A 22,276-nucleotide genomic window follows, 5' to 3' on the forward strand; every position below is an offset into this window, starting at 1 on the left:
CAGCTACATTTTTCTAAGTGTTATTCATGCTGTGCTTAAATGTATTGCTATTGAGTGCTTGTAAACGAACTGCTATCTTCATTAATTCCGTTATGTGAGTGCTTGCTTACTTAGTTTTTATAACCCCAGCATATCTGAACGCACAAAGCCAAAATCAAATAGCTCCGCGTCTGTTAAAGGGTGAAATGAATCAGTTAAGGTTTTAGCTGTTAATTGTTCTTTAGGTCTGAGTAAGATGGATTCACGGTCAAAATCTTGTCCGATAACAGCAAATACAATGCCATTCCAGTTGGCATCAAACTCAGCCCGTTTCATAATGCGGTTACCAAGCGCAGGGTCTGCAATGTAGACTTTCTCTGCGGTGGATTTCTTAAGCACTACAAAGTGTTTGTAGCCTTTGTAATTAAGCAAAACAATGGTTGGAATCGTTACTTTCTCTAAGGTTGCAGGATTGACGTTATAGCCACGCCCACGAAAACCTATGCTCTGCGTATAGTTTTTAATATCTAAGAGAGAGAACCCTTTTTGACGCACTATTTCTGAGTCACTTACTTCTAATAAACCTTCAATCACATCTTCCTCAGTGAGATTTTTGTTGTACGCATAATTTAATATAGTTGCTAATGCAGCCGCACCGCAGCTAAAGTCAGTGTGCTGAGGCACCATATCTGTAAACTTTAGCTCACGCATGCTATTCATATTTTTTTGAATCACGCCCATACCCGGCACTATGCCGCCAAATCTAATATCGGCTGCCATGGCTGGCTGCATCAATGCAGACGAAATGTTGACGCTTATATGCATCACGACCGTCATCGTGAGTACACGTATTGATGGATGAATCTGATGGGTAGGTAACATCGCAATTCTCTTTTCGTAACACATCGTGGTGCGAGCGGTAAGAAGTAGCGAAGTCCCCACCGGAAAAACCAGCGGGGACCTGCGAGATGGCCTTGTGGGCTATCTGTGCACGATAGTTGTGCTATCTAAGCACCTTTACTCACCACTGCCCGCGTGTGTGGCAGAGATTGCGAGGCCGTTATATTGCTGGTTATTGGTACCTGATGCGATGTTCACGCCAATATTGCCAGAAGCGTTCATCAGTGCGTTATCACCTAGGGTTGATGTATTTGTTGTTGCTAGGTTAGTCGCTACAACCACTGGAATATAACCAGTCACGCTACCAGATAGAGACTGTGAGCCAGATTCATAGAATCCTAGACTACCGCCTTCGCTACCTGAGTATGTGCCATTGTTGCCAAATGCAAGCGCACCACCGTCATCATTAAGATCACTACCACCTTGCGTTTGTGTGTCTAGATCAAAGTGACCAGTTTGGCTACCATTAGGGTGAGTGTTACCTGTCCACATATCTGGGTACACATCGCCAATTTGATCAGATGTACCAGAGGTAGTCCCAGATGCGCTACCAGAATAGGTGCCACTACCATAACCAGTGTAACCACCAGTTGCGCTAAGTGCTAGGTTGACAGCCAAATTTTGCACTTCTTCTTTATGAATAGGGTCGTTAGAAGTTGTGTTATGGCCGTTCATTTGAGTTACCTGAACAGTAGCTGTGGCCATGCGAGCGACAGCTACAGATGCTGCAAGGTCATTTTTTTGCTGATTATTATTACCAGCAGAAATATTAACCCCAATGTTACCACTGGCATTGGCAAGTGCGTCGCCGCCAAGTGCTGCTGCGTTGGTTTGGCCTAGGTTGGTGACGTTGTTGCTAACGACAGCTTGGGTAGCAAATACCTCTGCATCAGATGAGCCAAACACAAAGCTGGCATCTGCTGCAGAAAATGCAGCTGCGTTAGCTTGTTGGTTGTTATCGCCGGCGGTGACGTTAAGGCCTATGTTGCCACTAGCGTTGTTGAGTGCATTGCCGTTTACAGTAGCAGTGTTGGTCGACTCATTATTGGTCACACTGTTGTCACCGTTAATTTGTTTGTCATTAACGATTGCTGCAGAGCTGGCGTCAAGTGTAATCGTGCCATTCACCCGCACCCTGCCTTCAATTTCTACATCCTGTTCTAGGCTAATTTCTTTTTTGATTTTGACATCATCGTGGCCTCGACCGCGATCATTATCGTTAGCAAATACTGCTGGCGAAGTGAGCAAAGCGGCCACTGCCAACGCGATGGATTTTTTTTCAAAAGACAATCTCATGTTATTCTCCTAATTGCTGTTGGTAAAAAACTGGAAATTACGGCTTTGCGCCCAATTGCACTTGGAGCGCAAAGTTGTTGGCCGTACTATTGCCCGACCCTGCCGATTGATTAACTTGAACTAGCCCGTGTGCACCGTGAAACGCAGTATCATCAATCGATACTGTTTGGTGTCGCTTGCTGTTTTCTGCGTCAATCGGTACTGCGTTTGAAGTAGTGGCAGAGAGTACGCTTTCTGCTACCACTTCTTCAAATCCCATGGCGAAGGCTGCGCCGTTCGCTTGTGCATTCCCTACACCGCTAGATTGGTTCACCGAAATCAAACCTGAGCTATATGCAAAGGCTTGGCTGCCGATAGTAGCAATCGCGATGTCTGGTAAATTAGCTTGCTGTGAGTTTGTGACTTGCATGCCATTAATGAGCCCAATCGCGGGGCCGTCTTGTGTGCCAAGCGCGATGGCTGCGGCATTTGCTTGAGTGTTGGCGTCGCCTGCTGTCATGTTGACAGCAAAGCGGCCACGCACATGGCTTAATACATTGCTATCGATAATGCTCTGTGTAACGTAGCCGGGAATATCCGGCAAGTTATCCTGCGCCATAGCAAACGGGCTATGCAGCCCAGATAGCGGGATTATTAATACTATGACTAAGATTTTTGAGTTCATGATGGTTTCCTCATGCTCTTTTCTTACTGGCCACTACTGCGCATAATGGCGCCGGTCATGCCGTTTAGTGCATTGCTGGTGCCATTGATCCCAGCGTTAATCTGGCCTGACAAACCGCCAACTGCACCACCCACTGCGCCGCCTATGGTGCCAGATAGCGTCGAGGTGGCGGATTGTGCAGGATGGCTATTGTTGTTTAGGCCATAGCTATCCAACACCGCACCGGACAATTTGTTTGTCTCAGGGCTGGCTCTTAATGATGCTGGCGTGTTGGTAGAAATCGCCGAGAACTCGGTATCATCTAATTCAATAGGCTTAATGCCAACGTTTTGCGCGACAGCGGCTTTTACCTTGTCATCCGGAGAGGTGTCGATGGTGACTGCGCGACCAGGCTCGCCGTCACGAATGGCGGGGCGTGCCGGTACTTCGCGCTGCAGTACCACTATGCCGTCTGCAGCCAACGCTGTTGTGCTCGGCACAATTAATAAACCTAAAACAACAAGGCCTGACAAAGCCGAGCTTAAAAGTAGCGTAGCAATGGTTACTTGCTCTGCTATTTGTAAGTGCTTGTTGTGCATAACATGAATCCCTTTATTTTTGAATGACAGTTAACGTAATCACAGGGGGACTACTCATTGCATGATTGGTGCTTCCCTTGTTACCCTGCCTGCCTTCATCCCAAAGAATAATCGCTAATTTTGAATCGCCTTCTAAAGCACTAGCCTCTGCACCTTTACCGTTAATCAATGATAAATCTGTGTCATTCATCATCGCGGCATCATCGCCCAGCACATTAAATGCATCGGGTTCGGAAATCACCTCCGTAGCATCCGTAAAAGTGCCAGCAAACGCCAAACTTGAGCTACAAAGCACAGCAATCACTAGCACTAGTCTGATGATGTCAATGCAATACGGGTAGTGATTTTGGTGTTGACCCTCATCGTTGCTTAGTCGCTTTGATACCCAGTACATATTGACTACCTCTCAACTTGTCGATGCAAGAATCTTGAGCATCGAATCGTTGGGATATGTATAGCAATCGTTATGCCAATTTGGTAACTTGTTGTTTATATTGAATATTTGTTATGACTGGTAAATCGTAGACAGGTGCTATGTGTACTGAACTTGTGACAGATATTGCGTGGTATTTTTGTATCTTATTGAATTTAAATGATAAATTAATTCTTAAAAAGTGTATCAAAACTGCAACAGTGATATTTTAAAAGGGTAACAAGTCAGATTGAGGGTTGATTTTAGATGTTTAAGCAAGTGTGGGTGAGTTAAAAACAGGGAAGTTACATCGTAGAAAGCTAAATAATTGCTAATGGCTATTTTTCAAGGTTTAGGCATGAGGCTGTACTTCTCCATTAGTCTGTATAAGGTAGCACGAGATACGCCAAGCATGCGTGATGTAAGTGCTAGATTGTTATTATTTTTATGCAAAGCGTTACGAATCGCTTCCATTTCAGCACTGTTTCTAGCCGACTCCAGCGTAGTTACTTGGCGTTCACCATTCCTGCGGTCAAGATCTAAGTCCTCTGGGGTGATAAGACGCCTTTCACACATCACCATAGCTCGCCTAACTCGGCTGATAAGCTCTCTTACATTGCCAGGCCAATCATAGTGATTCATCAGCTGCAAGGCTGATGGTGCAAACCCTTTGACGTTACGCCTTTTTTCGTTAAAGAACTTATTAAAAAAGTATTTGGCAAGCACTTCAATATCCCCTTTTCTATCGCGTAGCGCCGGTATTTTAATTTTTAATACATGCAGTCGATAATATAAATCTTCTCTAAATCGCCCATCTTTTATTGCAGCCTCTAGGTCAACATGTGTCGCAGCAAGCACGCGTACATCAACATGGATTTTCTCCGTACTGCCTAAGCGTTCTATGGTTTTTTCTTGTAGAAAGCGCAAAAGATTCACTTGTAATTCCAGCGGTAAATCACCAATTTCATCCAGAAAAATAGTGCCACCTGATGCGGTTTCAATACGGCCTATTTTGCGCTGACTAGCCCCAGTAAACGCGCCCTTCTCATGGCCAAATAGCTCCGATTGAATCAACCCGTTGGGTAGTGAGCCACAGTTCACCGCAACAAATGGCTTGTTATGCCGAGCAGAGCGTTCATGTAGCGCTAGTGCGGCAAGCTCTTTGCCCGTGCCGCTCTCGCCGGTAATCAGCACAGGGGCATCCACACTGGCCACCTTGCGAATATTTTTAAATAAATCTAGCATCTGCGGGCTGGCACCCACCATTTCATCTTCACTGGGTTGCAATGGCAACGGCAATTGCCGTGAGGCTGGGTTGTCTCGTTTCATCAGCGCCATGCCCTCTGCATGACCTAGCGTTGCGAGTAGTTTTTCTGTATCTGGGGGCAGTGTATGAAAGTCGTAGAAGGACTCACTAATAATTTGTTTGATATGGTGATTGCTCATGGCGTTCTTGGGGATGAGCGCAACCCACTCTACCTGATCTACGTTCCTAAAAAAATTCTCAATAGGCACGGAGAGGCGACCGCTTGTGTCGTCAAACTGGGCGATGGCAACACTAGGAGTGTATTTAAGCAGTATGTTTTGAGCACTTTGCACATCGTGGGCTAGCCTTAGGTTCCAGCCAGCATCATTGATTTCATCCACCAAGACTGGGGGTGAACACGAAGTATTAAAGTAAAGCAGATTACGGTATTCAATTTCATGCATGATTGGATTTCCGTTTTGCATCTTATCGGTAGCGCCACGGTTTATCCAATATCAGGCATGTTGAATGGTGATACTGAGGCGTTTAAGCCACCTTAAGTGAAGCTTTACAAAGAACTTGCATCGTATATGGATTCACTAGATTTGAAACTAAGGGCGACACCTTAGTAAGTTAGAGGCAATCAATTAAACTTTGATCAGCATTTGCTAGATGATTGATATGGACGGTGGGTGGCTTGCCTAGTAACTACTGATAATAAAATCGGTAGTTACTAGGTGAAGTATTACAAAGGGCTCATTCTAGAAGCTGTACGGGAACTTCATGCCTACTGTTACATCCGGTGCATCAGGTGTTACCCCTACACCCACATTGGCTACCATTGATAAATGGTCTGTCATGGCATAAGTCACACCAAAGTTAAGTGAACCAGAGCTTGAGTCGCTACCAATAACGCTAGTCCAGCTTTGCCCATCTGCTCTAACTTTGGACTTTTGTGTAAAACGATGCGCGTAAGACATACTCATGCTCATGCGTTCGTTTAGCGCAAAAGCCAAGCCACCACCTAATTGATAAGCGTCGCCTAAATCAATTTCACCAGAGGTTCTTACATTTGGCTGGCTGCTAATATCATCAAATTTTCTGGCGAAGTTGTGTGCGTAGCTAATGTTGGCAAATAGAATCGCTGGATCTACGGTTTTAACAAAAGTTAGGCCGGAAGATAATGTCCATACGCCATTACCTGTAGGCAGGTCGTCAGGAACAACCAGATTGCTGTTGCTTGGGTCTGTTCTAAGCTTAATGCCATAAGGGTCTTTACCTGTCGGCGCTTTTACCCGTACGTTCCATACGACATCAGGGCTTGTAGGTGTTTCTGGGAATAAGCGGTAGTAAGCGCCAGCACTTACATCACCTAAGCCAGCATTGCTGATGTCGCGCTCACTAAGTGTTGAGGCGCTGCCGCCAGCCGCGCCACCAGATTCATAGGTTGATGAACGATACAGAAAAGGTGCATTAAGGTCGAATTGCAGGCGATCAGTCACACTGTAGCGACCAGTGAGGTCAAATTGGGTGATGTCAGATTGAATGCGATCAAGGTTGATATTACCAAGAAAAATGGCATCCAGTGCCAAAAAGCCTTCCAGTGTTAATTGGCGGCGGTCAGTGTGGCTGTAGCTAACGCCAGCTTCTAAAGTAAATGTTTTGTTAAATAAAGCGTGCTGTTCGCGATAAACTGCTTCAGCACTACGTGATGCCGGCGCTTCTTTGATTACCGGTTCATTGGCTTCTAAGGCGGGCGTTCGATCACTACTTGTGCTCGGAGCAGCATCCGTATCAGCAACTACGAATTTTTTATTCACGGCGTGCATCGGTCTGGCTTGCGCTTGCCCGGAGTTTTCAAGCTGTTGCAGTCGTTGTGCCAAGGCCTGTAGCGCGGCGCCTTGTGCTTGATAGCGGCTATTCAGTTCGCCTAGCTCTTTGCGTAATTGCTCTACATCTTGCGCGCCAGCAGTTGCCTCGCCCGACCACGCATTAGTTGATAAAAATGCACTTATTGCTAATGTAATTGCTTTTAATTTATATGTCCTCATGACCATTATCAGTCTCCTCAAAATAAATCATTACCGCTACTGCTGTACCCGTGGTTCAAAAAAATATTGCTAAGTAATAACCGTTTTGCACTTTTACGATGAATGAAATCAGTGCTTATATTTTAGTACTGAATGCTTGCGTTGATGATGGGCATATTGAAGGTGCGACAATAAACCACATGCATAACAATGTTAATTGCATTATGCAATACAATTAGCCTTTGTAGTCAATAGTTTGTCTATGGTGTTATTGAAATGTTGGGTATTGATATTTAATGCTAATTGCATTGATATAGCCAGCATTAATCTGTTTTAAGTAAACACGAGGGTGTTTAAAGTGAGATAACTGGATTGCTAGGTTTAGCGCTAGCGTGATTGGTGGTAAAATATACCAGCAGGTTAGTGCTGTTAGCACGATACTAGAGTAGTTTTTTTGCGGGTGTAGTTCAATGGTAGAACGCTAGCTTCCCAAGCTCGATACGCGGGTTCGATTCCCGTCACCCGCTCCACCTTATAGCAATTAGCGACAATATTATGGCCAACCAAGCACCTCCATCAGTTTTGACATTCGCAGGTACAGACCCCAGTAGCGGTGCTGGGCTACAGGCAGATATCCTCACGTTTGCCAGTATTGGCTGCCATCCTTTATCTGTGGTGACGGCCATCACTGCGCAAGATACTGTGGGTGTCGATGGCGTGCTGGCGATGGACCCGGACTGGGTGAATGATCAGGCGCGCGCTATTTTAGAAGATGTGCAGGTATCTGCCTTTAAATTGGGTTTGCTGGGGTCGGTTGAGAATATCGCAGTGATTGCTGAAATCATGGCAGATTACCCGGACATCCCTTTGCTGATAGACCCTATCTTAACTTCTGGCCGTGGCGATGATTTAAGCAATGATGAAATGATGGAAGCCATGGTGGAGCTGTTATTCCCACAGGCCACACTGATTACTCCTAATAGTTTAGAGGCGCGCCGTTTTGCGTTTGCAGATGAGGCGGAAGAGGTAGGTCTGACCTCTTTGGATGAAAGCGCGGCACGTTTGTTGGCAATGGGTAGTGAATATGTGCTGATTACAGGCACGCATGAGCGCACTACAGAGGTGACCAATACGCTATATGGTGAAGATAAGCTAATTAAAGCCTATAAATGGGAGCGTTTGCCCGGTAGTTACCATGGCTCCGGTTGTACCCTGACCAGTGCGATTGCTGCGTGCATGGCGCATGGCCTCAGCATTGAAGATGCCGTGCTGGAAGCACAGGAGTACACATGGCAAACCCTTAAAAACGGTTTCAGGCCAGGCATGGGCCAATATATTCCAGACCGCATGTTCTGGGCGCGGGACGAAGAAGATCCTGCTATCAATAGCGGTGATGGCAGTGTAAAAACGCATTAGGTGCCAGTTTCGCATGTGGGCAATTAAAGGGCTTTACGCAATTACGCCGGATGAGCAGGATACCGATGTCTTGCTTGCCAAGGTGGAGGCTGCGCTGCAGGGTGGTATAGGTGTTTTACAGTATCGCAACAAGCTGGCTAATCATAAGTTGCAAACGCAGCAAGCACGCGCCTTGCTACCTCTGTGCCGTCAATACCATGTGCCGTTTATTATCAATGACTCCATCAAGCTTTGCCTTACCTTAGATGCCGACGGTGTGCATTTGGGCGCAGATGACGGTAATTTAGCTGAGGCCAGGGCTAGATTAGGAAGTAATAAGCTCTTGGGTGCATCTTGCTATAACCGGTTTGATTTAGCTGTTTCTGCGCAGCAGTTAGGCGCAGATTATGTGGCGTTTGGCGCTTGCTTTGCTTCCAGTACTAAGCCCAATGCGCCGGTAGCCGGCTTACATTTATTCACGCAGGCAAGAGCAGAGCTTAAGGTGCCCGCTGTCGCTATTGGCGGCATTACACTAGAAAATGCACCGTTAGCAATTGCTGCTGGCGCTAACTCCATAGCGGTCATCAATGCAATTTTTAATGCAGATGACGTAAAATTAACCTCTCAACAATTTACAAAGCTATTTCAATCATGACCTCATCTAATCAAGCCCTTTTTGAAAAATCACAACAACTTATTCCTGGTGGCGTCAATTCTCCGGTGCGTGCGTTCCGCAGCGTAGGCGGTACCCCTATATTTTTCAAAAAAGGCCTGGGCTCTAAGCTGTGGGATGTCGATGGTAAGGAGTATATTGACTACATTAACTCTTGGGGGCCGATGATTGTTGGTCACGCACATCCGGATGTGATAGGTGCAGTGCAGGCAGTGGCAGCCAACAGCTTGTCATTTGGTGCGCCTACCGGCTTAGAGCTGGAAATGGCGGTGCTGATCAACAAACTAGTGCCGAGCATGGAGCAAGTGCGTTTGGTGAGCAGCGGTACAGAAGCCACCATGAGCGCGATTCGTGTGGCGCGTGGGTTTACTGGCCGCAATAAGCTGGTGAAGTTTGAAGGTTGCTACCATGGGCACTCAGATGCTTTATTAGTAAAAGCTGGCTCTGGTTTGCTCACGTTTGGCGAGCCTAGTTCAGCGGGTGTGCCTGCGGAAGTGGCCGCACATACGTTAACACTTGAGTACAACAACACGCAGCAATTAAAAGACTTGTTTGCAAAAGCGGGCGATGAAATCGCCTGTGTGATTATTGAGCCTGTGGTTGGCAATATGAACCTAGTGGTGCCGCATATGGAGTTTCTGCAAACCTTGCGTGATCTCTGCACTCAGCATGGTGCGGTGCTGATTTTTGATGAGGTGATGACTGGTTTCCGTGTGCATCTGGGTGGTGCGCAGGCGTTGTATGGCATTAAGCCTGATATGACGACTTTAGGTAAGGTGATTGGTGGCGGCTTGCCAGTGGGCGCCTTTGGTGGCCGTAAAGATATTATGCAATGTTTGGCGCCATTAGGTGCGGTGTATCAGGCTGGCACCCTGTCTGGCAATCCGGTAGCAGTGACTGCTGGTTTGGAAACCTTGAAGTTGATTCAAGCGCCGGAGTTTCATGCCAAACTCACTGCAAAAACTAAAAAGCTGGTGGATGGCTTGGTTGCGGCGGCAAAAGAAGCTGGCGTTGTATTTAGTGCGCAAAGCGTGGGCGGTATGTTTGGTTTGTATTTCAGCGAGCAATGCCCTACCAGTTTTGCTGAAGTGATGCAGACCAATAAGGAAAACTTCAATCAATTTTTCCACAGCATGTTGGATGCCGGTATTTATTTGGGTCCATCTGCATTTGAGGCTGGCTTCGTATCGGCGGCGCATACAGATGATGATATTGAATTTACTTTAGCTGCCGCTAAAAAAGCATTTTCGGCGATTGCCGCTCAATAGTGGTCGAGGCAAAGCTTGCTTTGCCTAATTCACTTGTTTTAAAGCTTGCTGATAAAAAAATATTTATCTTTCAGTCCTATCTTATTGAACTCATAGGCATTTAGCGGTAATATTGAAGGTTCCGCTAAATGTTTTGTGATTAGATAATATGGCAACAGATTTAAGTAAGCAAATTGGTTCTGAAAACGCACTGGCTGCACACGATGATGTAGCTTCAGTTAATCCTGACCTGTACTCAGGACGACCAGCAAAACAAGGTTTATACAGACCTTCTAACGAGCGCGATGCTTGTGGTGTTGGTTTTGTAGCGCATATTAAAGGCAAAAAAAGTCACGATATCGTGCAAAAAGGTTTGGAGCTTTTAACCAACCTAACGCACCGTGGCGCTACCGGCTACGACCCTAAATTGGGTGATGGCGCTGGCTTGCTGATGCAAATGCCTGATGCATTCATGCGCAAAGAAGCTGCTAAGCTTGGTATTGAATTGCCTGCAGCAGGCCAATATGCGGTGGGTAATGTATTTTTACCGCAAGCTGCAAATAATCGCGCTGCCTGTGAAGCCCTATTCACACAAATCATCGCAGAAGAAAATCAAACCTTGCTAGGCTGGCGTGATGTGCCGGTCGATAACAGCAATATTGCACAAGCGGCACGCGATGTAGAGCCGACCATGCGTCAGGTATTTATCGCTACCACTACTGCTGACCAAAACGTGTTCGAGCGTAAACTGTTCGTGATTCGTAAGCGCATTGAGCATGCGGTACGTGCGCTAGAATTAACGGATAATGCGGCGTTCTATATGCCTTCATTGTCATCACGCACGATCGTTTATAAAGGCATGTTGCTTGCCAATGAAGTGGGTATTTACTACCAAGATCTAAACGATGAAAGCGTAGTGTCAGCACTAGCTTTAGTGCATCAACGTTTCTCTACCAATACTTTCCCAGCATGGGATTTAGCGCACCCGTTCCGCATGATTGCGCACAATGGTGAAATCAATACCGTGCAAGGTAACGTCAACTGGATGGCAGCGCGTCACGAAGCGATGCGCTCAACCGTGATTGGCGAAGATTTAGAAAAACTATGGCCATTAATCGCTGAAGGCCAGTCAGACTCTGCATGTTTTGATAACTGTCTAGAATTGTTGGTTGCGGGTGGCTACAGCTTGCCGCACGCCATGATGATGTTGATTCCAGAAGCATGGTCAGGCAATCCATTGATGGATGAAGAGCGCCGCGCGTTCTACGAGTACCACGCTGCATTGATGGAGCCATGGGATGGCCCAGCAGCGGTAGCGTTTACTGATGGTCGTATGGTTGGCGCTACGCTAGACCGTAATGGCTTGCGTCCAGCACGTTACTTGGTAACCGATGATGACATCGTGATGATGGCGTCTGAAATGGGTGTGTTGACATTCCCGCAAGAGAAAATCGTTAAAAAATGGCGCTTGCAACCAGGCAAAATGTTGCTGATCGATATGGAGCAAGGCCGTATTATTGATGATGCTGAAGTGAAGCATCAGTTGGCAACAGCTAAGCCATATAAACAGTGGATTGAGAAATCACGCTACTTCTTGAGCGATATGCCAAAAGTACATGGCGAGCTAGAGCTGGCGGCTGATTTGTTAGATACACAACAGGCATTTGGCTACACACAAGAAGACATCAAGTTTATCTTGCAGCCTATGATTCAAAGCGGTGAAGAGGGTTCAGGCTCTATGGGTAACGATGCTGCATTGCCAGTGTTGTCTGCTAAGCCTAAAGTCCTGTACAACTACTTCAAGCAATTGTTCGCACAAGTGACTAACCCGCCAATCGACCCGATTCGCGAAGAGTTAGTGATGTCATTGATTACATTTATCGGCCCTAAACCAAACTTGTTGGGTTTAGATGAAACTACGCCGCCAATGCGTTTAGAGGCGAGCCAGCCAGTGTTGATGCTGGATGAGCTAGAGCAATTGAAAGCGATTGCTACCCTGACGCAAAACCAATATAAATCATTGGTATTGGACATTACTTACCCAGTAGCACAAGGTAAAGCTGGCATGGCCGCCGCAGTTGCCAGCATCACTAAAGCAGCGTCTGATGCCGTGCAAAATGGTTTTAATATCTTAATTTTATCTGACCGCAATGTGAGCGCAGACCGCGTGGCGATTCCTGCACTATTGGCATGTTCTGCAACGCACGAGCATTTGGTAAAAGCAGGCCTAAGAACCAGCACTGGCTTGGTGGTTGACACTGGCTCAGCTCGCGAAGTGCATCACTTTGCATTGTTGGCTGGTTACGGTGCAGAGGCTGTCTGTCCATGGCTCACCTTTGAGACAATCAAAGATTTGGCAACTGATAGCTACAGAGCCAATAAGAACTTTGTGAAAGCCGTAAGCAAAGGCTTGTACAAAGTCATGTCTAAAATGGGTATTTCTACTTACCAGTCTTACTGTGGCGCGCAGATTTTTGAAGCGATTGGCTTAAACAGTGAGTTCGTTGAACAGTACTTTACTGGCACCGTGACTAATATTGAAGGTATCGGCTTAGATCAAGTGTCTGAAGAAGCGGTGCGTTTACACACGGCAGCTTTTGGTACAGACCCAGTGTTAGCAAACCATCTTGAAGCTGGCGGCGAGTATGCCTATCGTGTGCGCGGTGAAGAGCATACCTGGACGCCAGAATCAGTAGCTAAATTGCAAAATGCAACACGAACTGGTCAATATGATACCTACAAAGAGTACGCTAAGTTAATTAACGATCAATCACGCCGTCATATGACACTACGTGGTTTGTTCGAGATTAAACCCGCGGCTGCTGCGATTCCGCTAGACTCAGTAGAGCCTGCGAAAGAAATCGTTAAACGTTTTGCAACAGGTGCGATGTCATTGGGTTCAATCTCAACAGAAGCACATGCGACTTTAGCGATTGCCATGAACCGTATTGGCGGTAAATCTAATACTGGTGAAGGTGGTGAAGACGCTAAACGCTTTATCCCTGTGGCTAACGCAACCACCATGGCAGATGTGTTGGGCAGCAAGCTGATTGAGAGCAATATCAATCTAAAAGCTGGCGACTCAATGCGTTCTAGCATTAAGCAAGTGGCATCAGGCCGTTTCGGTGTGACTGCTGAGTACTTGGCGAATGCCGACCAAATCCAAATTAAAATGGCACAAGGTGCAAAACCAGGCGAAGGCGGTCAATTACCTGGCCATAAAGTATCAGAGTACATCGCTAAATTGCGTTTCTCTGTGCCAGGTGTAGGCTTAATTTCGCCTCCTCCGCACCATGACATTTACTCAATTGAAGACTTGGCGCAGCTGATTCATGATTTGAAAAATGCTAACCCTAAAGCTTCTATTTCAGTGAAGTTAGTATCTGAAACTGGCGTAGGTACGGTTGCTGCCGGCGTGGCAAAAGCAAAATCTGACCATATCGTGATCGCAGGTCATGATGGCGGTACCGGTGCATCACCGATTTCTTCTATTAAGCACGCAGGTGCGCCGTGGGAGCTAGGTCTATCTGAGACTCAACAAACCTTGGTATTGAACCAATTGCGCGGCCGTGTGGTGGTGCAGGTTGACGGCCAAATGAAAACGGGTCGTGATGTAGTAATCGGTGCCTTATTAGGTGCAGATGAGTTTGGTTTCGCGACAGCACCGCTCGTGGTTGAAGGCTGTATCATGATGCGTAAGTGTCATTTGAACACTTGCCCAGTGGGTGTAGCTACACAAGACCCGGAATTGCGTAAACGTTTCACAGGTCAACCTGAGCACGTAGTGAACTACTTCTTCTTTGTTGCTGAAGAAGTGCGTGAATTAATGGCTTCTATGGGTATCGCTAAGTTTGACGACCTAATTGGCCGCCCAGATTTATTGGATATGCAAGCAGGTATTGACCACTGGAAAATCAGCGGCTTAGATTTCAGCAAAGTATTCCATCAACCAGATATGCCAGCTAGTGTGTCACGTAAAAATAATGACGTGCAAGACCATGGCTTGGTGAATGCACTAGATAACAAGCTAGTAACACTAGCAACTCCGGCACTGGAAAAAGGTGAGAAAGTAGTGTTGGATATTGCAATCACCAACACTAACCGTACCGTGGGTACTATGCTGTCTAACCAAGTGGCTACACGTTATGGTAACGCTGGTTTACCGCATGACACCATCCATGTGAACTTCACTGGCACTTCTGGCCAAAGCTTTGCTGCATTCTTGGCTAAAGGCATTACTTTTGACCTTACAGGCGAAGGCAATGACTATGTAGGTAAAGGTCTATGCGGCGGCCGTATTGTGATTAAACCGCCAAAAACATTCCGTGGCATTTCGCACGAGAACATTATTGTGGGTAACACGGTGATGTTTGGTGCAACTACCGGTGAAAGCTATTTCAGCGGCGTAGCAGGTGAACGTTTCTGTGTGCGTAACTCAGGCGCTACTGCAGTGGTTGAAGGTGTTGGTAACCACGGTTGCGAATACATGACAGGCGGTACTGTTGTAGTGTTAGGCGTGACTGGTCAAAACTTTGCTGCAGGCATGAGTGGCGGCGTGGCTTATGTCTATGATGAAGACGGCTTGTTTGCAAAACGCTGCAATATGGGCATGGTGTCTTTAGAAAAAGTAGAGCACGTTGACAATGTAGCTGCTGATGCGGTGCACCACTTGAATCAACCTGACGAAGTAACATTGCTTGCATTAATCAACAAGCATGCTGAATACACTGGCAGTGAGCGAGCTAAAGCGCTGCTTGCTGATTGGGATAATGCACGTGCTAAGTTTGTTAAAGTGATGCCAAATGAATATAAGCGCGCCTTGATTGAATTGGCTGAAGATAAAGCGCTAGTAGCGGCCTAGAGTCGCTTTTAATATGAAACAAGTAAAGAGACTCTTTTGGGAAAAGGCCTTATAGTATGGGTAAAGTAACGGGATTTATGGAATTTGAACGTCTGTCAGAGGCAAATTTGCCTGTACAGGATCGCGTTAAGAATTACAAAGAATTTGTACTGCATTTAACAGATGACCAAGCTAAACAGCAAGGTGCACGCTGTATGGACTGTGGTATTCCATTTTGTACAACGGGTTGTCCGATCAACAATATCATTCCTGACTGGAATGATTTGGTGTATCACCAAGACTGGCGTAGCGCAATTGATGTACTACATTCAACCAATAACTTCCCAGAGTTCACAGGTCGTATCTGTCCTGCTCCGTGTGAGGCTGCATGTACGTTGAACATCAATGCGGATGCGGTTGGTATTAAATCAATTGAGCATGCGATTATTGATAAAGCTTGGGAAAACGACTGGGTACAACCACAAGTAAACCCGAATAAAACCGGTAAAAAAGTGGCTGTGGTAGGTTCTGGCCCTGCTGGTTTGGCTGCTGCGCAACAATTGGCGCGTGCTGGTCACAGTGTTGTTGTATTGGAAAAAAATAGCCGTATCGGTGGTTTGTTGCGTTACGGTATTCCTGACTTCAAAATGGAAAAGTCCCACATTGACCGCCGTATGGCGCAAATGGAAGTGGAAGGCGTTGAGTTCCGCGTTAATCAACATGTTGGTGAAAACGTAAATGCCGACGATTTGGTCGCGGAGTTTGATGCTGTGGTATTGGCAGCAGGTGCAGAACAGCCACGTGACTTGCCAGTAACCGGCCGTGAGTTGGATGGCGTACATTTTGCGATGGACTTTTTAACACCGCAAAACAAAGTAGTGGCTGGTGATACTATCCCTGACCAAATTAAAGCTACAGGTAAGCACGTGATTGTGATTGGTGGCGGCGATACAGGTTCTGACTGTGTGGGTACCTCAAACCGTCATGGCGCATTAAGCATTACGCAGTTTGAGTTAATGCCACAACCGCCTGAGAAAGAGAACAAAGAGCTGGTATGGCCTAACTGGCCACTGAAACTACGCACTTCAAGCTCACATGAAGAAGGCGCTAACCGTGACTGGTCCATCACCACTAAAGAGTTGATTGGCGAAAACGGTAAAGTGGTGGCATTGAAAGGCGCTCGTGTGGAATGGAAAGACGGAAAAATGTCTGAAATCGCTGGCTCTGAATTTACAATTCCGGCAGATTTAGTGTTCTTGGCAATGGGCTTTGTGTCACCAATTCAGAAGTTGCTAGAAGCGTTTGGCGTGGAGAAAGACAACCGCGGCAATGCTAAAGCAGCGACTGAAGGCGACGCAAGTTACAAAACTAACAAAGATAAAGTATTCGCGGCTGGTGATGTACGCCGCGGTCAGTCTTTAGTGGTTTGGGCCATCCGCGAGGGTCGTCAGGCAGCACGTGCAGTTGATGAATTTTTGATGGGCTCATCAGTATTGCCACGTTAAGTTAACGCTACAGTATGACAATGTAAAAATAAAGGATGCAAAGTAAAACCACTTTGTGTCCTTTTTTATTTAGGTAACCAAATGAATCAATTAAAAAACGACACATTCTTAAAAGCACTGATGCGCCAACCAACGGATTACACGCCAGTGTGGATGATGCGCCAAGCAGGACGCTACTTACCTGAATATCGTGAGAGTCGTAAAACCGCGGGCAGCTTTTTACAGCTTTGCAAAAATGCACAATTTGCAACCGATGTCACACTGCAACCTTTGGACCGCTATCCACTGCTAGACGCGGCGATTCTGTTTTCAGACATTCTCACGGTGCCAGATGCCATGGGCTTGGGTTTGTATTTTGAAGAAGGCGAAGGTCCTAAGTTTGAGCGCACCTTGCAGCAAGAGGCTGATATTCAAAAGCTAGTGGTGCCAGACATGGCAAAGCTACAGTATGTGTTTGATGCGGTGAGCAGTATCCGTCAGGCATTGGATGGCCGCGTACCTTTAATTGGCTTTTCAGGCAGCCCGTGGACGCTAGCCACATACATGGTGGAAGGCAAAGGCGGTACCGACTTCTTAACCACTAAGAAAATGGCGTACGCTCGCCCGGATTTATTGCACCATATTTTAGAAACCACTGCGCAGACCGTGATTCAATATCTGAACGCACAGATTATGGCAGGCGCACAGGCTGTGATGATTTTTGACTCATGGGGTGGTGCCTTGTCACACAATGCCTATACTGAGTTTTCACTCAATTACATGCAAAAAATTGTGAATGGTTTAATTAAAACCAATGATGGCCGTAAAGTGCCAAGTATCGTATTCACCAAAGGTGGCGGTTTATGGCTAGAAGCGCAGGCTGGAATTGGCTCAGATGCATTGGGCTTGGATTGGACGGTAGATATCGGCAGCGCACGTCAACGAGTGGGCGATAAAGTAGCGCTGCAAGGTAACTTAGACCCTGCTATTTTGCTATCAACACCAGAAGCCATTGAAAAAGAAGTGATCAGTGTGCTTGCAAGCTACGGTAAAGGACATGGCCACGTATTTAATTTAGGTCATGGCATCACGCAATGGACGCCGCCAGAAAACGCAGCAGCGATGCTTACTGCCATCAGGGCACATAGTCAGCAATACCATGTGTAATTTACCGTTTTATCCGCAATGAGCTGGGTAAACGATATTAAAAAAGCCTGATCAATAGATCAGGCTTTTTTGTACGTATTCGCTAATGAATAGCGATGCTGTAAGGTTTATTGATGCAAAGTGCGGCTAAACAGATTCAGTGCCAATTGGTAACCAATCATTGCAGTTTGCGCATCATAACGCTCACCTTCATCACGCATAAATGCATGTTGGGCATTAAACTCATGCCATGTGAATGTGATATTAGTATCACCTAGCTTTTTATACACGTCTGCACGGCCTGCTGCAGGGATATGTGGGTCTTGTTTACCCCAGATCATCAATAGCTCACCTGTAATGTCGCTCAGGCGCTCCATGCTGTGCTGGCCAGGTTTGTTAGGAATCACTTGTGTGTGTAGGTCTGTTGCATAGAAACACGCAGTGCCTTTGATTTCTGGCTGTAATGCAGCACGGAAAGCTAAATGACCGCCGATGCAGAAGCCCATTGCGCCAATGTTGCCGTTATACCAAGCTTGTTGTTTCACAAAAGCAATCATGGCAGCGTTGTCTGTGTCGTAGCCTTCAACATCTTTTGCAGATTTGTCGGCATTGCCTTTATCACGGCCTGCATCGTCATAGCCCAATACAGTGCCAATTGGGTTAAGTTCGTGAAATACCTCAGGAACTAATACCGCGTAGCCATGGCTGGCAATGATTTTAGCGGCACGCTCGATTGGGCCGGTTTGCTGAAAAATCTCTGAATAGAATAAAACAGTAGGATACTTTCCATCGCCTGTTGGGCGGTGAATATAAGTGCGCATAACCCCAGTTGGTGTGTTAAGGTCAGCAATGTTACTTTGAATGTTCATGATAGCTCTCTGAATAGACTTTTCAAATAAAAAACTCGAGATATTGTACAACGCTACACGTGTTTTTTGTGGGATAAGTGGGACTTAACAGCAGGAAAATCTGGCATTTTCTGCGATAAATAAGCCGCTCAGCCAAAAATCACCTTTAGCTAAGTGGCAGCACGAAATCAATGAGCGAGTGAGATGAAGTGTCATCGTAAGTCCATGTCCGCAGGGTCTATATGCTGAGGCAGTACGTGCCGTGTAACGCAGCGATTTGTTAGCTTAGTCGTTTATTACATATTTACCTAAATTAAGGTTTGCTAAGAGTGCTAAAACTTCCGTAAAATGTTGTTTCGAATCTATTTGTATAAACAAATCACGCTTGTTCATACAAGATCAGGTGAGTTCCTATCTGGTGAGTTTGTCCAGACGTATATGGTTTCCTGATTTAATCACATGGCAATTTCTATGCAACTTACAATAAATGGAAAAGCGCGCAGTTTTGAACTTGCGCAGATGAATACCGCACAGCTGGTAGAGCAGCTCGAATTAGTAGGAAAACGCTTGGCAATAGAACTCAATGGCGAAATTGTACCGCGTAGCCAATTTGAACATACCAAGCTGTCGGATGGCGACAAATTAGAGATAGTCGGCGCAGTCGGTGGCGGCTAGTCAGTACGTTGAATAGACTCACGATTGTAAAATCGCGATTAATTAATGATGAAGGATAATAAGTTGTCAGATTTATTGAAAATAGCAAATAAGACCTATCAATCACGCTTGTTGGTGGGCACTGGTAAATATAAAGACTTTGCAGAAACCCGTGCAGCGATTGATGCCAGCGGCGCAGAAATTATTACCGTGGCGATTCGTCGTACCAACATTGGTCAAACCGCAGGTGAGCCCTCACTTTTGGACTTTTTGCCGCCTGAAGAGTTTACTTATTTGCCGAATACCGCCGGCTGTTATTCTGCGGATGAGGCCGTGCGTACATTACGCCTGGCACGTGAGTTATTAGATGGTCATCAATTGGTGAAGCTAGAGGTGCTAGGTGACCCTAACACTTTATACCCGAATATGACTGAAACACTGGCTGCAGCCAAGACTTTAGTCAAAGATGGATTTGAAGTAATGGTGTATTGCTCTGATGACCCGATTATCGCAAAACAGCTGGAAGAGATTGGCTGTTGCGCCGTGATGCCGTTGGCATCACTCATCGGTTCAGGTATGGGCATATTAAACCCGTGGAACCTGCAAATTATCATCGAAAATGCAAAAATCCCAGTATTGGTAGATGCCGGTGTGGGTACAGCGTCAGATGCTGCAATTGCAATGGAGCTTGGCTGTCAGGGTGTATTGATGAATACCGCAATTGCCGCGGCTAACAACCCCGTATTAATGGCTAGTGCTATGAAAAAAGCAGTTGAAGCTGGCCGTGAAGCCTACTTGGCTGGCCGTATGCCTAAAAAATTGTACTCAGCCAGTCCTAGCTCACCAACTACGGGCTTGATCTCGAAATAAGCTATACACGCTTAAATCTGGCGCGCCGGCGTATTTTAGTGCAATAGATGTGCGCAGTTGCATGCCGTTGCAGTATGCGCGCTGATGAAAGCGTACAGGTTAGCTTATGAATTTTATTACTTTTGCACTGTCGGTTAGGTATTGAACGCGAGATGAGCAGCGATAAACATTATGAATGCACGGTAAAAGTAGAGGTTACTTTTATCGCTGAGCAGTCGGATATTGAGCATAATCAATATGCGTTTGCATACCATGTGACCATCATTAATACCGGTAATGTCGCTGCGCAGTTGATTAGCCGTCATTGGGTGATCACTGAGGCCAACGGCGAACGCAAGGAGATTAGAGGCTTGGGCGTAGTAGGCGCGCAACCTTTGCTCAAACCTGCCGAGCATTATGAATATACAAGCGGTACCTTGATTAACACGCCCATGGGCGAGATGCATGGTGCTTATCAAATGGTGGCGGAGGACGGTACGCAATTTGATGCAGTCATTGCTCCTTTTGCACTGGCGATGCCCAGAATCCTGCACTAAATAACGGCTAAGCCGTGCTCATTTCAGTATTAACATTCCACACTAGACTTGTGATAAAAATGAAAAAAATCGCACAGAATACATTGCTTGTAACGCTCACTCTGCTTGTAGCAGCATGTGCAAACAACAATATTAAACCGGTGACAGCCCCTGCTCCGCCGCAGGCAAAATGCGATTGCGCTACTGGTGCACCGGTACAAGTGCCAGCAGGTAGCAAGCCTGCTGAGGCTACGGCTGAGCAGCAAAAGCAAATGGCGAAGCTGCCAGATTATAGTTTGCTGCAAACAGCAGATTGGAGCGACATAGATGGCTTGCAACTGGATAACCTCAGCCTGGCTTGGCCAGCATGGATGCAAAGCTGCTCTACTCTGGTGAATAAGCCGATGTGGAAAAACGCCTGCAGCGCTGCACAAAAGCTCAATAATGACACAGCAAGTAAGCCGCAAACGCAGGCAGTGCTGGGTTATTTCCAGGAGTATTTCTCAGTATATAAGGCGAGCAATCTGGATGGTTCAGAGCAAGGCCTGATTACTGGTTATTATGAACCTTTGCTAAAAGGTAGCCGCACCAAGTCTGCCAAGTACCCTAACCCATTGTATAGCGCGCCGGATGACTTGATTACGGTAGAGCTGGATAGTTTGTTTCCTGAGTTGAAATACAAGCGTGTGCGTGGCCGCTTAGTCGGTAATAAACTGGTGCCTTACTACAATCGCGCCGAGATTGAAGTGGAGGCCTCGCCAGTGAAGGGTCGCGAGTTTGTATATATTGATGACATTATCGATGTCTTCTTTTTGCAAATTCAGGGATCAGGCTTGGTGCAGCTAGATACTGGCGAGCAAATACACGTAGGTTACGCGGATCAGAATGGTCATACCTATAACTCGATAGGTCGTCTGCTAATCGAGCGCGGTGAGCTGACGCTGGCTCAAGCTTCTATGCAGGGCATCAAGAACTGGGCACGCAATAACTTAGATAAGCTACGCGAGTTATTGAATCAGAACCCTAGCTATGTATTCTTTAGAGAGCTGCCAGCAGGCTTGCCCGGGCCTTTAGGCGCGTTGGGTGTGCCCATTTTGGCAGAGCGTAGTGTGGCAGTTGACCCTAAGTTTGTGCCGTTAGGTGCTCCGGTGTTTTTATCAACAACAGAGCCGAATACCAGTAAACCGTTAAAACGTTTGATGATGGCGCAGGATACAGGTGGCGCAATTAAAGGCGGTGTCCGTGCAGACTTCTTCTGGGGGGCAGGGGCTACCGCTGGTGCTAAAGCTGGCGCAATGAAGCAAACCGGTAAGATCTGGGTGTTTTTACCTAAAGGATTTGTGATTAAAGCTCAATAACAGAGGGTAAGATATCTGAGGCGGGTTTAAGTGCATGCGCTTTTGTAGCTATTTAGCCACTAGGGTGTAAATGTAGCTCGAGGTGAAGTAGTACATCGAAGCTTCTAGATGATATAGACAAATAAAAAGGGTGCCATCAGC

18 protein-coding genes and 1 tRNA gene are annotated in these 22,276 nt (G+C 46.4%); 11 read left to right on the forward strand and 8 right to left on the reverse strand.

What is annotated here, in order from left to right:
• Positions 1 to 117: 117 nt before the first annotated feature.
• The 7 genes from C3Y98_RS02845 to C3Y98_RS02875 form a co-directional block, all read right to left on the reverse strand.
• Complete coding sequence (locus tag C3Y98_RS02845; RefSeq protein WP_135276603.1) at positions 118 to 861, reverse strand: C39 family peptidase; 744 nt, start codon at positions 859 to 861, stop codon at positions 118 to 120.
• A 135-nt stretch (positions 862 to 996) separates the two neighbouring features.
• Positions 997 to 2,175 (reverse strand): hypothetical protein, encoded by a 1,179-nt coding sequence (locus tag C3Y98_RS02850; protein WP_135276604.1) that lies wholly within the window; start codon positions 2,173 to 2,175, stop codon positions 997 to 999.
• Positions 2,176 to 2,212: 37 nt separating this feature from the next.
• Positions 2,213 to 2,839, reverse strand: coding sequence for a hypothetical protein (locus C3Y98_RS02855; RefSeq protein ID WP_135276605.1), 627 nt, complete (start codon positions 2,837 to 2,839; stop codon positions 2,213 to 2,215).
• 23 nt (positions 2,840 to 2,862) lie between these two features.
• Positions 2,863 to 3,417, reverse strand: a complete 555-nt coding sequence (locus tag C3Y98_RS02860; protein WP_135276606.1) for a hypothetical protein — start codon at positions 3,415 to 3,417, stop codon at positions 2,863 to 2,865.
• Between the two features lie 13 nt (positions 3,418 to 3,430).
• Positions 3,431 to 3,811, reverse strand: coding sequence for a hypothetical protein (locus C3Y98_RS02865; RefSeq protein ID WP_135276607.1), 381 nt, complete (start codon positions 3,809 to 3,811; stop codon positions 3,431 to 3,433).
• 363 nt (positions 3,812 to 4,174) lie between these two features.
• The gene (locus tag C3Y98_RS02870) at positions 4,175 to 5,560 is read right to left on the reverse strand and encodes a sigma-54 dependent transcriptional regulator (protein ID WP_245234297.1); all 1,386 of its coding nucleotides are present in this window, start codon (positions 5,558 to 5,560) and stop codon (positions 4,175 to 4,177) included.
• Between the two features lie 276 nt (positions 5,561 to 5,836).
• A complete protein-coding gene (locus tag C3Y98_RS02875; protein WP_245234298.1) occupies positions 5,837 to 7,126 on the reverse strand; it encodes a transporter in 1,290 nt (429 codons plus the stop codon).
• A gap of 435 nt (positions 7,127 to 7,561) precedes the next feature.
• Between C3Y98_RS02875 and C3Y98_RS02880 the strand changes: the two genes are divergently transcribed.
• From C3Y98_RS02880 to hemE, 7 genes are all read left to right on the forward strand, one after another.
• A tRNA-Gly gene (locus C3Y98_RS02880) sits at positions 7,562 to 7,635 on the forward strand.
• 25 nt (positions 7,636 to 7,660) lie between these two features.
• On the forward strand, positions 7,661 to 8,521 hold the full coding sequence (thiD, locus tag C3Y98_RS02885) for a bifunctional hydroxymethylpyrimidine kinase/phosphomethylpyrimidine kinase (RefSeq protein ID WP_135276609.1): 861 nt from the start codon (positions 7,661 to 7,663) through the stop codon (positions 8,519 to 8,521).
• Between the two features lie 13 nt (positions 8,522 to 8,534).
• Entirely contained in the window at positions 8,535 to 9,155 is a 621-nt protein-coding gene (gene thiE, locus C3Y98_RS02890; protein ID WP_135276610.1) for a thiamine phosphate synthase, read from the forward strand.
• On the forward strand, positions 9,152 to 10,441 hold the full coding sequence (gene hemL, locus C3Y98_RS02895) for a glutamate-1-semialdehyde 2,1-aminomutase (RefSeq protein WP_135276611.1): 1,290 nt from the start codon (positions 9,152 to 9,154) through the stop codon (positions 10,439 to 10,441). Before thiE ends, hemL begins: the two co-directional genes overlap by 4 nt.
• Positions 10,442 to 10,589: 148 nt before the next feature.
• Positions 10,590 to 15,281, forward strand: coding sequence for a glutamate synthase-related protein (locus C3Y98_RS02900; protein ID WP_135276612.1), 4,692 nt, complete (start codon positions 10,590 to 10,592; stop codon positions 15,279 to 15,281).
• Positions 15,282 to 15,337: 56 nt separating this feature from the next.
• Positions 15,338 to 16,765 carry a glutamate synthase subunit beta gene (locus tag C3Y98_RS02905; protein ID WP_135276613.1) on the forward strand — a complete coding sequence of 476 codons (1,428 nt, stop codon included), beginning with the start codon at positions 15,338 to 15,340 and terminating at the stop codon, positions 16,763 to 16,765.
• Positions 16,766 to 16,846: 81 nt separating this feature from the next.
• Positions 16,847 to 17,911: a uroporphyrinogen decarboxylase gene (gene hemE / locus C3Y98_RS02910; protein WP_135276614.1), complete on the forward strand. Its 1,065-nt coding sequence runs from the start codon at positions 16,847 to 16,849 to the stop codon at positions 17,909 to 17,911.
• Positions 17,912 to 18,018: 107 nt separating this feature from the next.
• Here hemE and C3Y98_RS02915 read toward each other — a convergent pair whose 3' ends face one another.
• The gene (locus C3Y98_RS02915; protein ID WP_135276615.1) at positions 18,019 to 18,759 is read right to left on the reverse strand and encodes a dienelactone hydrolase family protein; all 741 of its coding nucleotides are present in this window, start codon (positions 18,757 to 18,759) and stop codon (positions 18,019 to 18,021) included.
• 450 nt (positions 18,760 to 19,209) lie between these two features.
• On the opposite strand from C3Y98_RS02915, the gene thiS reads away from it, so the two are divergent.
• The 4 genes from thiS (at position 19,210) to mltA (ending at position 22,135) form a co-directional block, all read left to right on the forward strand.
• Positions 19,210 to 19,413, forward strand: a complete 204-nt coding sequence (gene thiS / locus C3Y98_RS02920) for a sulfur carrier protein ThiS (RefSeq protein WP_135276616.1) — start codon at positions 19,210 to 19,212, stop codon at positions 19,411 to 19,413.
• Positions 19,414 to 19,458: 45 nt separating this feature from the next.
• Positions 19,459 to 20,262, forward strand: a complete 804-nt coding sequence (locus C3Y98_RS02925) for a thiazole synthase (protein ID WP_036301263.1) — start codon at positions 19,459 to 19,461, stop codon at positions 20,260 to 20,262.
• A 152-nt stretch (positions 20,263 to 20,414) separates the two neighbouring features.
• Positions 20,415 to 20,798 carry a Co2+/Mg2+ efflux protein ApaG gene (gene apaG, locus C3Y98_RS02930; RefSeq protein ID WP_135276617.1) on the forward strand — a complete coding sequence of 128 codons (384 nt, stop codon included), beginning with the start codon at positions 20,415 to 20,417 and terminating at the stop codon, positions 20,796 to 20,798.
• 59 nt (positions 20,799 to 20,857) lie between these two features.
• Entirely contained in the window at positions 20,858 to 22,135 is a 1,278-nt protein-coding gene (mltA, locus tag C3Y98_RS02935) for a murein transglycosylase A (RefSeq protein WP_135276618.1), read from the forward strand.
• Positions 22,136 to 22,276: the final 141 nt, after the last annotated feature.

This window comes from Methylotenera oryzisoli (genome assembly GCF_004661485.1).
Taxonomy (GTDB): Bacteria; Pseudomonadota; Gammaproteobacteria; order Burkholderiales; family Methylophilaceae; genus Methylotenera; species Methylotenera oryzisoli.

Bases quoted from the DNA above. Each gene is read 5' to 3' on its own strand.
- C3Y98_RS02900 (WP_135276612.1), top strand. From the start codon at position 10,590: ATGGCAACAGATTTAAGTAAGCAAATTGGTTCTGAAAACGCACTGGCT.
- thiD (WP_135276609.1), top strand. From the start codon at position 7,661: ATGGCCAACCAAGCACCTCCATCAGTTTTGACATTCGCAGGTACAGAC.
- C3Y98_RS02865 (WP_135276607.1), bottom strand. From the start codon at position 3,811: ATGTACTGGGTATCAAAGCGACTAAGCAACGATGAGGGTCAACACCAA.
- C3Y98_RS02855 (WP_135276605.1), bottom strand. From the start codon at position 2,839: ATGAACTCAAAAATCTTAGTCATAGTATTAATAATCCCGCTATCTGGG.
- hemE (WP_135276614.1), top strand. From the start codon at position 16,847: ATGAATCAATTAAAAAACGACACATTCTTAAAAGCACTGATGCGCCAA.
- C3Y98_RS02845 (WP_135276603.1), bottom strand. From the start codon at position 861: ATGTTACCTACCCATCAGATTCATCCATCAATACGTGTACTCACGATG.
- C3Y98_RS02925 (WP_036301263.1), top strand. From the start codon at position 19,459: ATGATGAAGGATAATAAGTTGTCAGATTTATTGAAAATAGCAAATAAG.
- mltA (WP_135276618.1), top strand. From the start codon at position 20,858: ATGAAAAAAATCGCACAGAATACATTGCTTGTAACGCTCACTCTGCTT.
- thiE (WP_135276610.1), top strand. From the start codon at position 8,535: ATGTGGGCAATTAAAGGGCTTTACGCAATTACGCCGGATGAGCAGGAT.
- C3Y98_RS02870 (WP_245234297.1), bottom strand. From the start codon at position 5,560: ATGCAAAACGGAAATCCAATCATGCATGAAATTGAATACCGTAATCTG.
- C3Y98_RS02905 (WP_135276613.1), top strand. From the start codon at position 15,338: ATGGGTAAAGTAACGGGATTTATGGAATTTGAACGTCTGTCAGAGGCA.
- thiS (WP_135276616.1), top strand. From the start codon at position 19,210: ATGCAACTTACAATAAATGGAAAAGCGCGCAGTTTTGAACTTGCGCAG.
- apaG (WP_135276617.1), top strand. From the start codon at position 20,415: ATGAGCAGCGATAAACATTATGAATGCACGGTAAAAGTAGAGGTTACT.
- C3Y98_RS02915 (WP_135276615.1), bottom strand. From the start codon at position 18,759: ATGAACATTCAAAGTAACATTGCTGACCTTAACACACCAACTGGGGTT.
- C3Y98_RS02875 (WP_245234298.1), bottom strand. From the start codon at position 7,126: ATGAGGACATATAAATTAAAAGCAATTACATTAGCAATAAGTGCATTT.
- C3Y98_RS02850 (WP_135276604.1), bottom strand. From the start codon at position 2,175: ATGAGATTGTCTTTTGAAAAAAAATCCATCGCGTTGGCAGTGGCCGCT.
- hemL (WP_135276611.1), top strand. From the start codon at position 9,152: ATGACCTCATCTAATCAAGCCCTTTTTGAAAAATCACAACAACTTATT.
- C3Y98_RS02860 (WP_135276606.1), bottom strand. From the start codon at position 3,417: ATGCACAACAAGCACTTACAAATAGCAGAGCAAGTAACCATTGCTACG.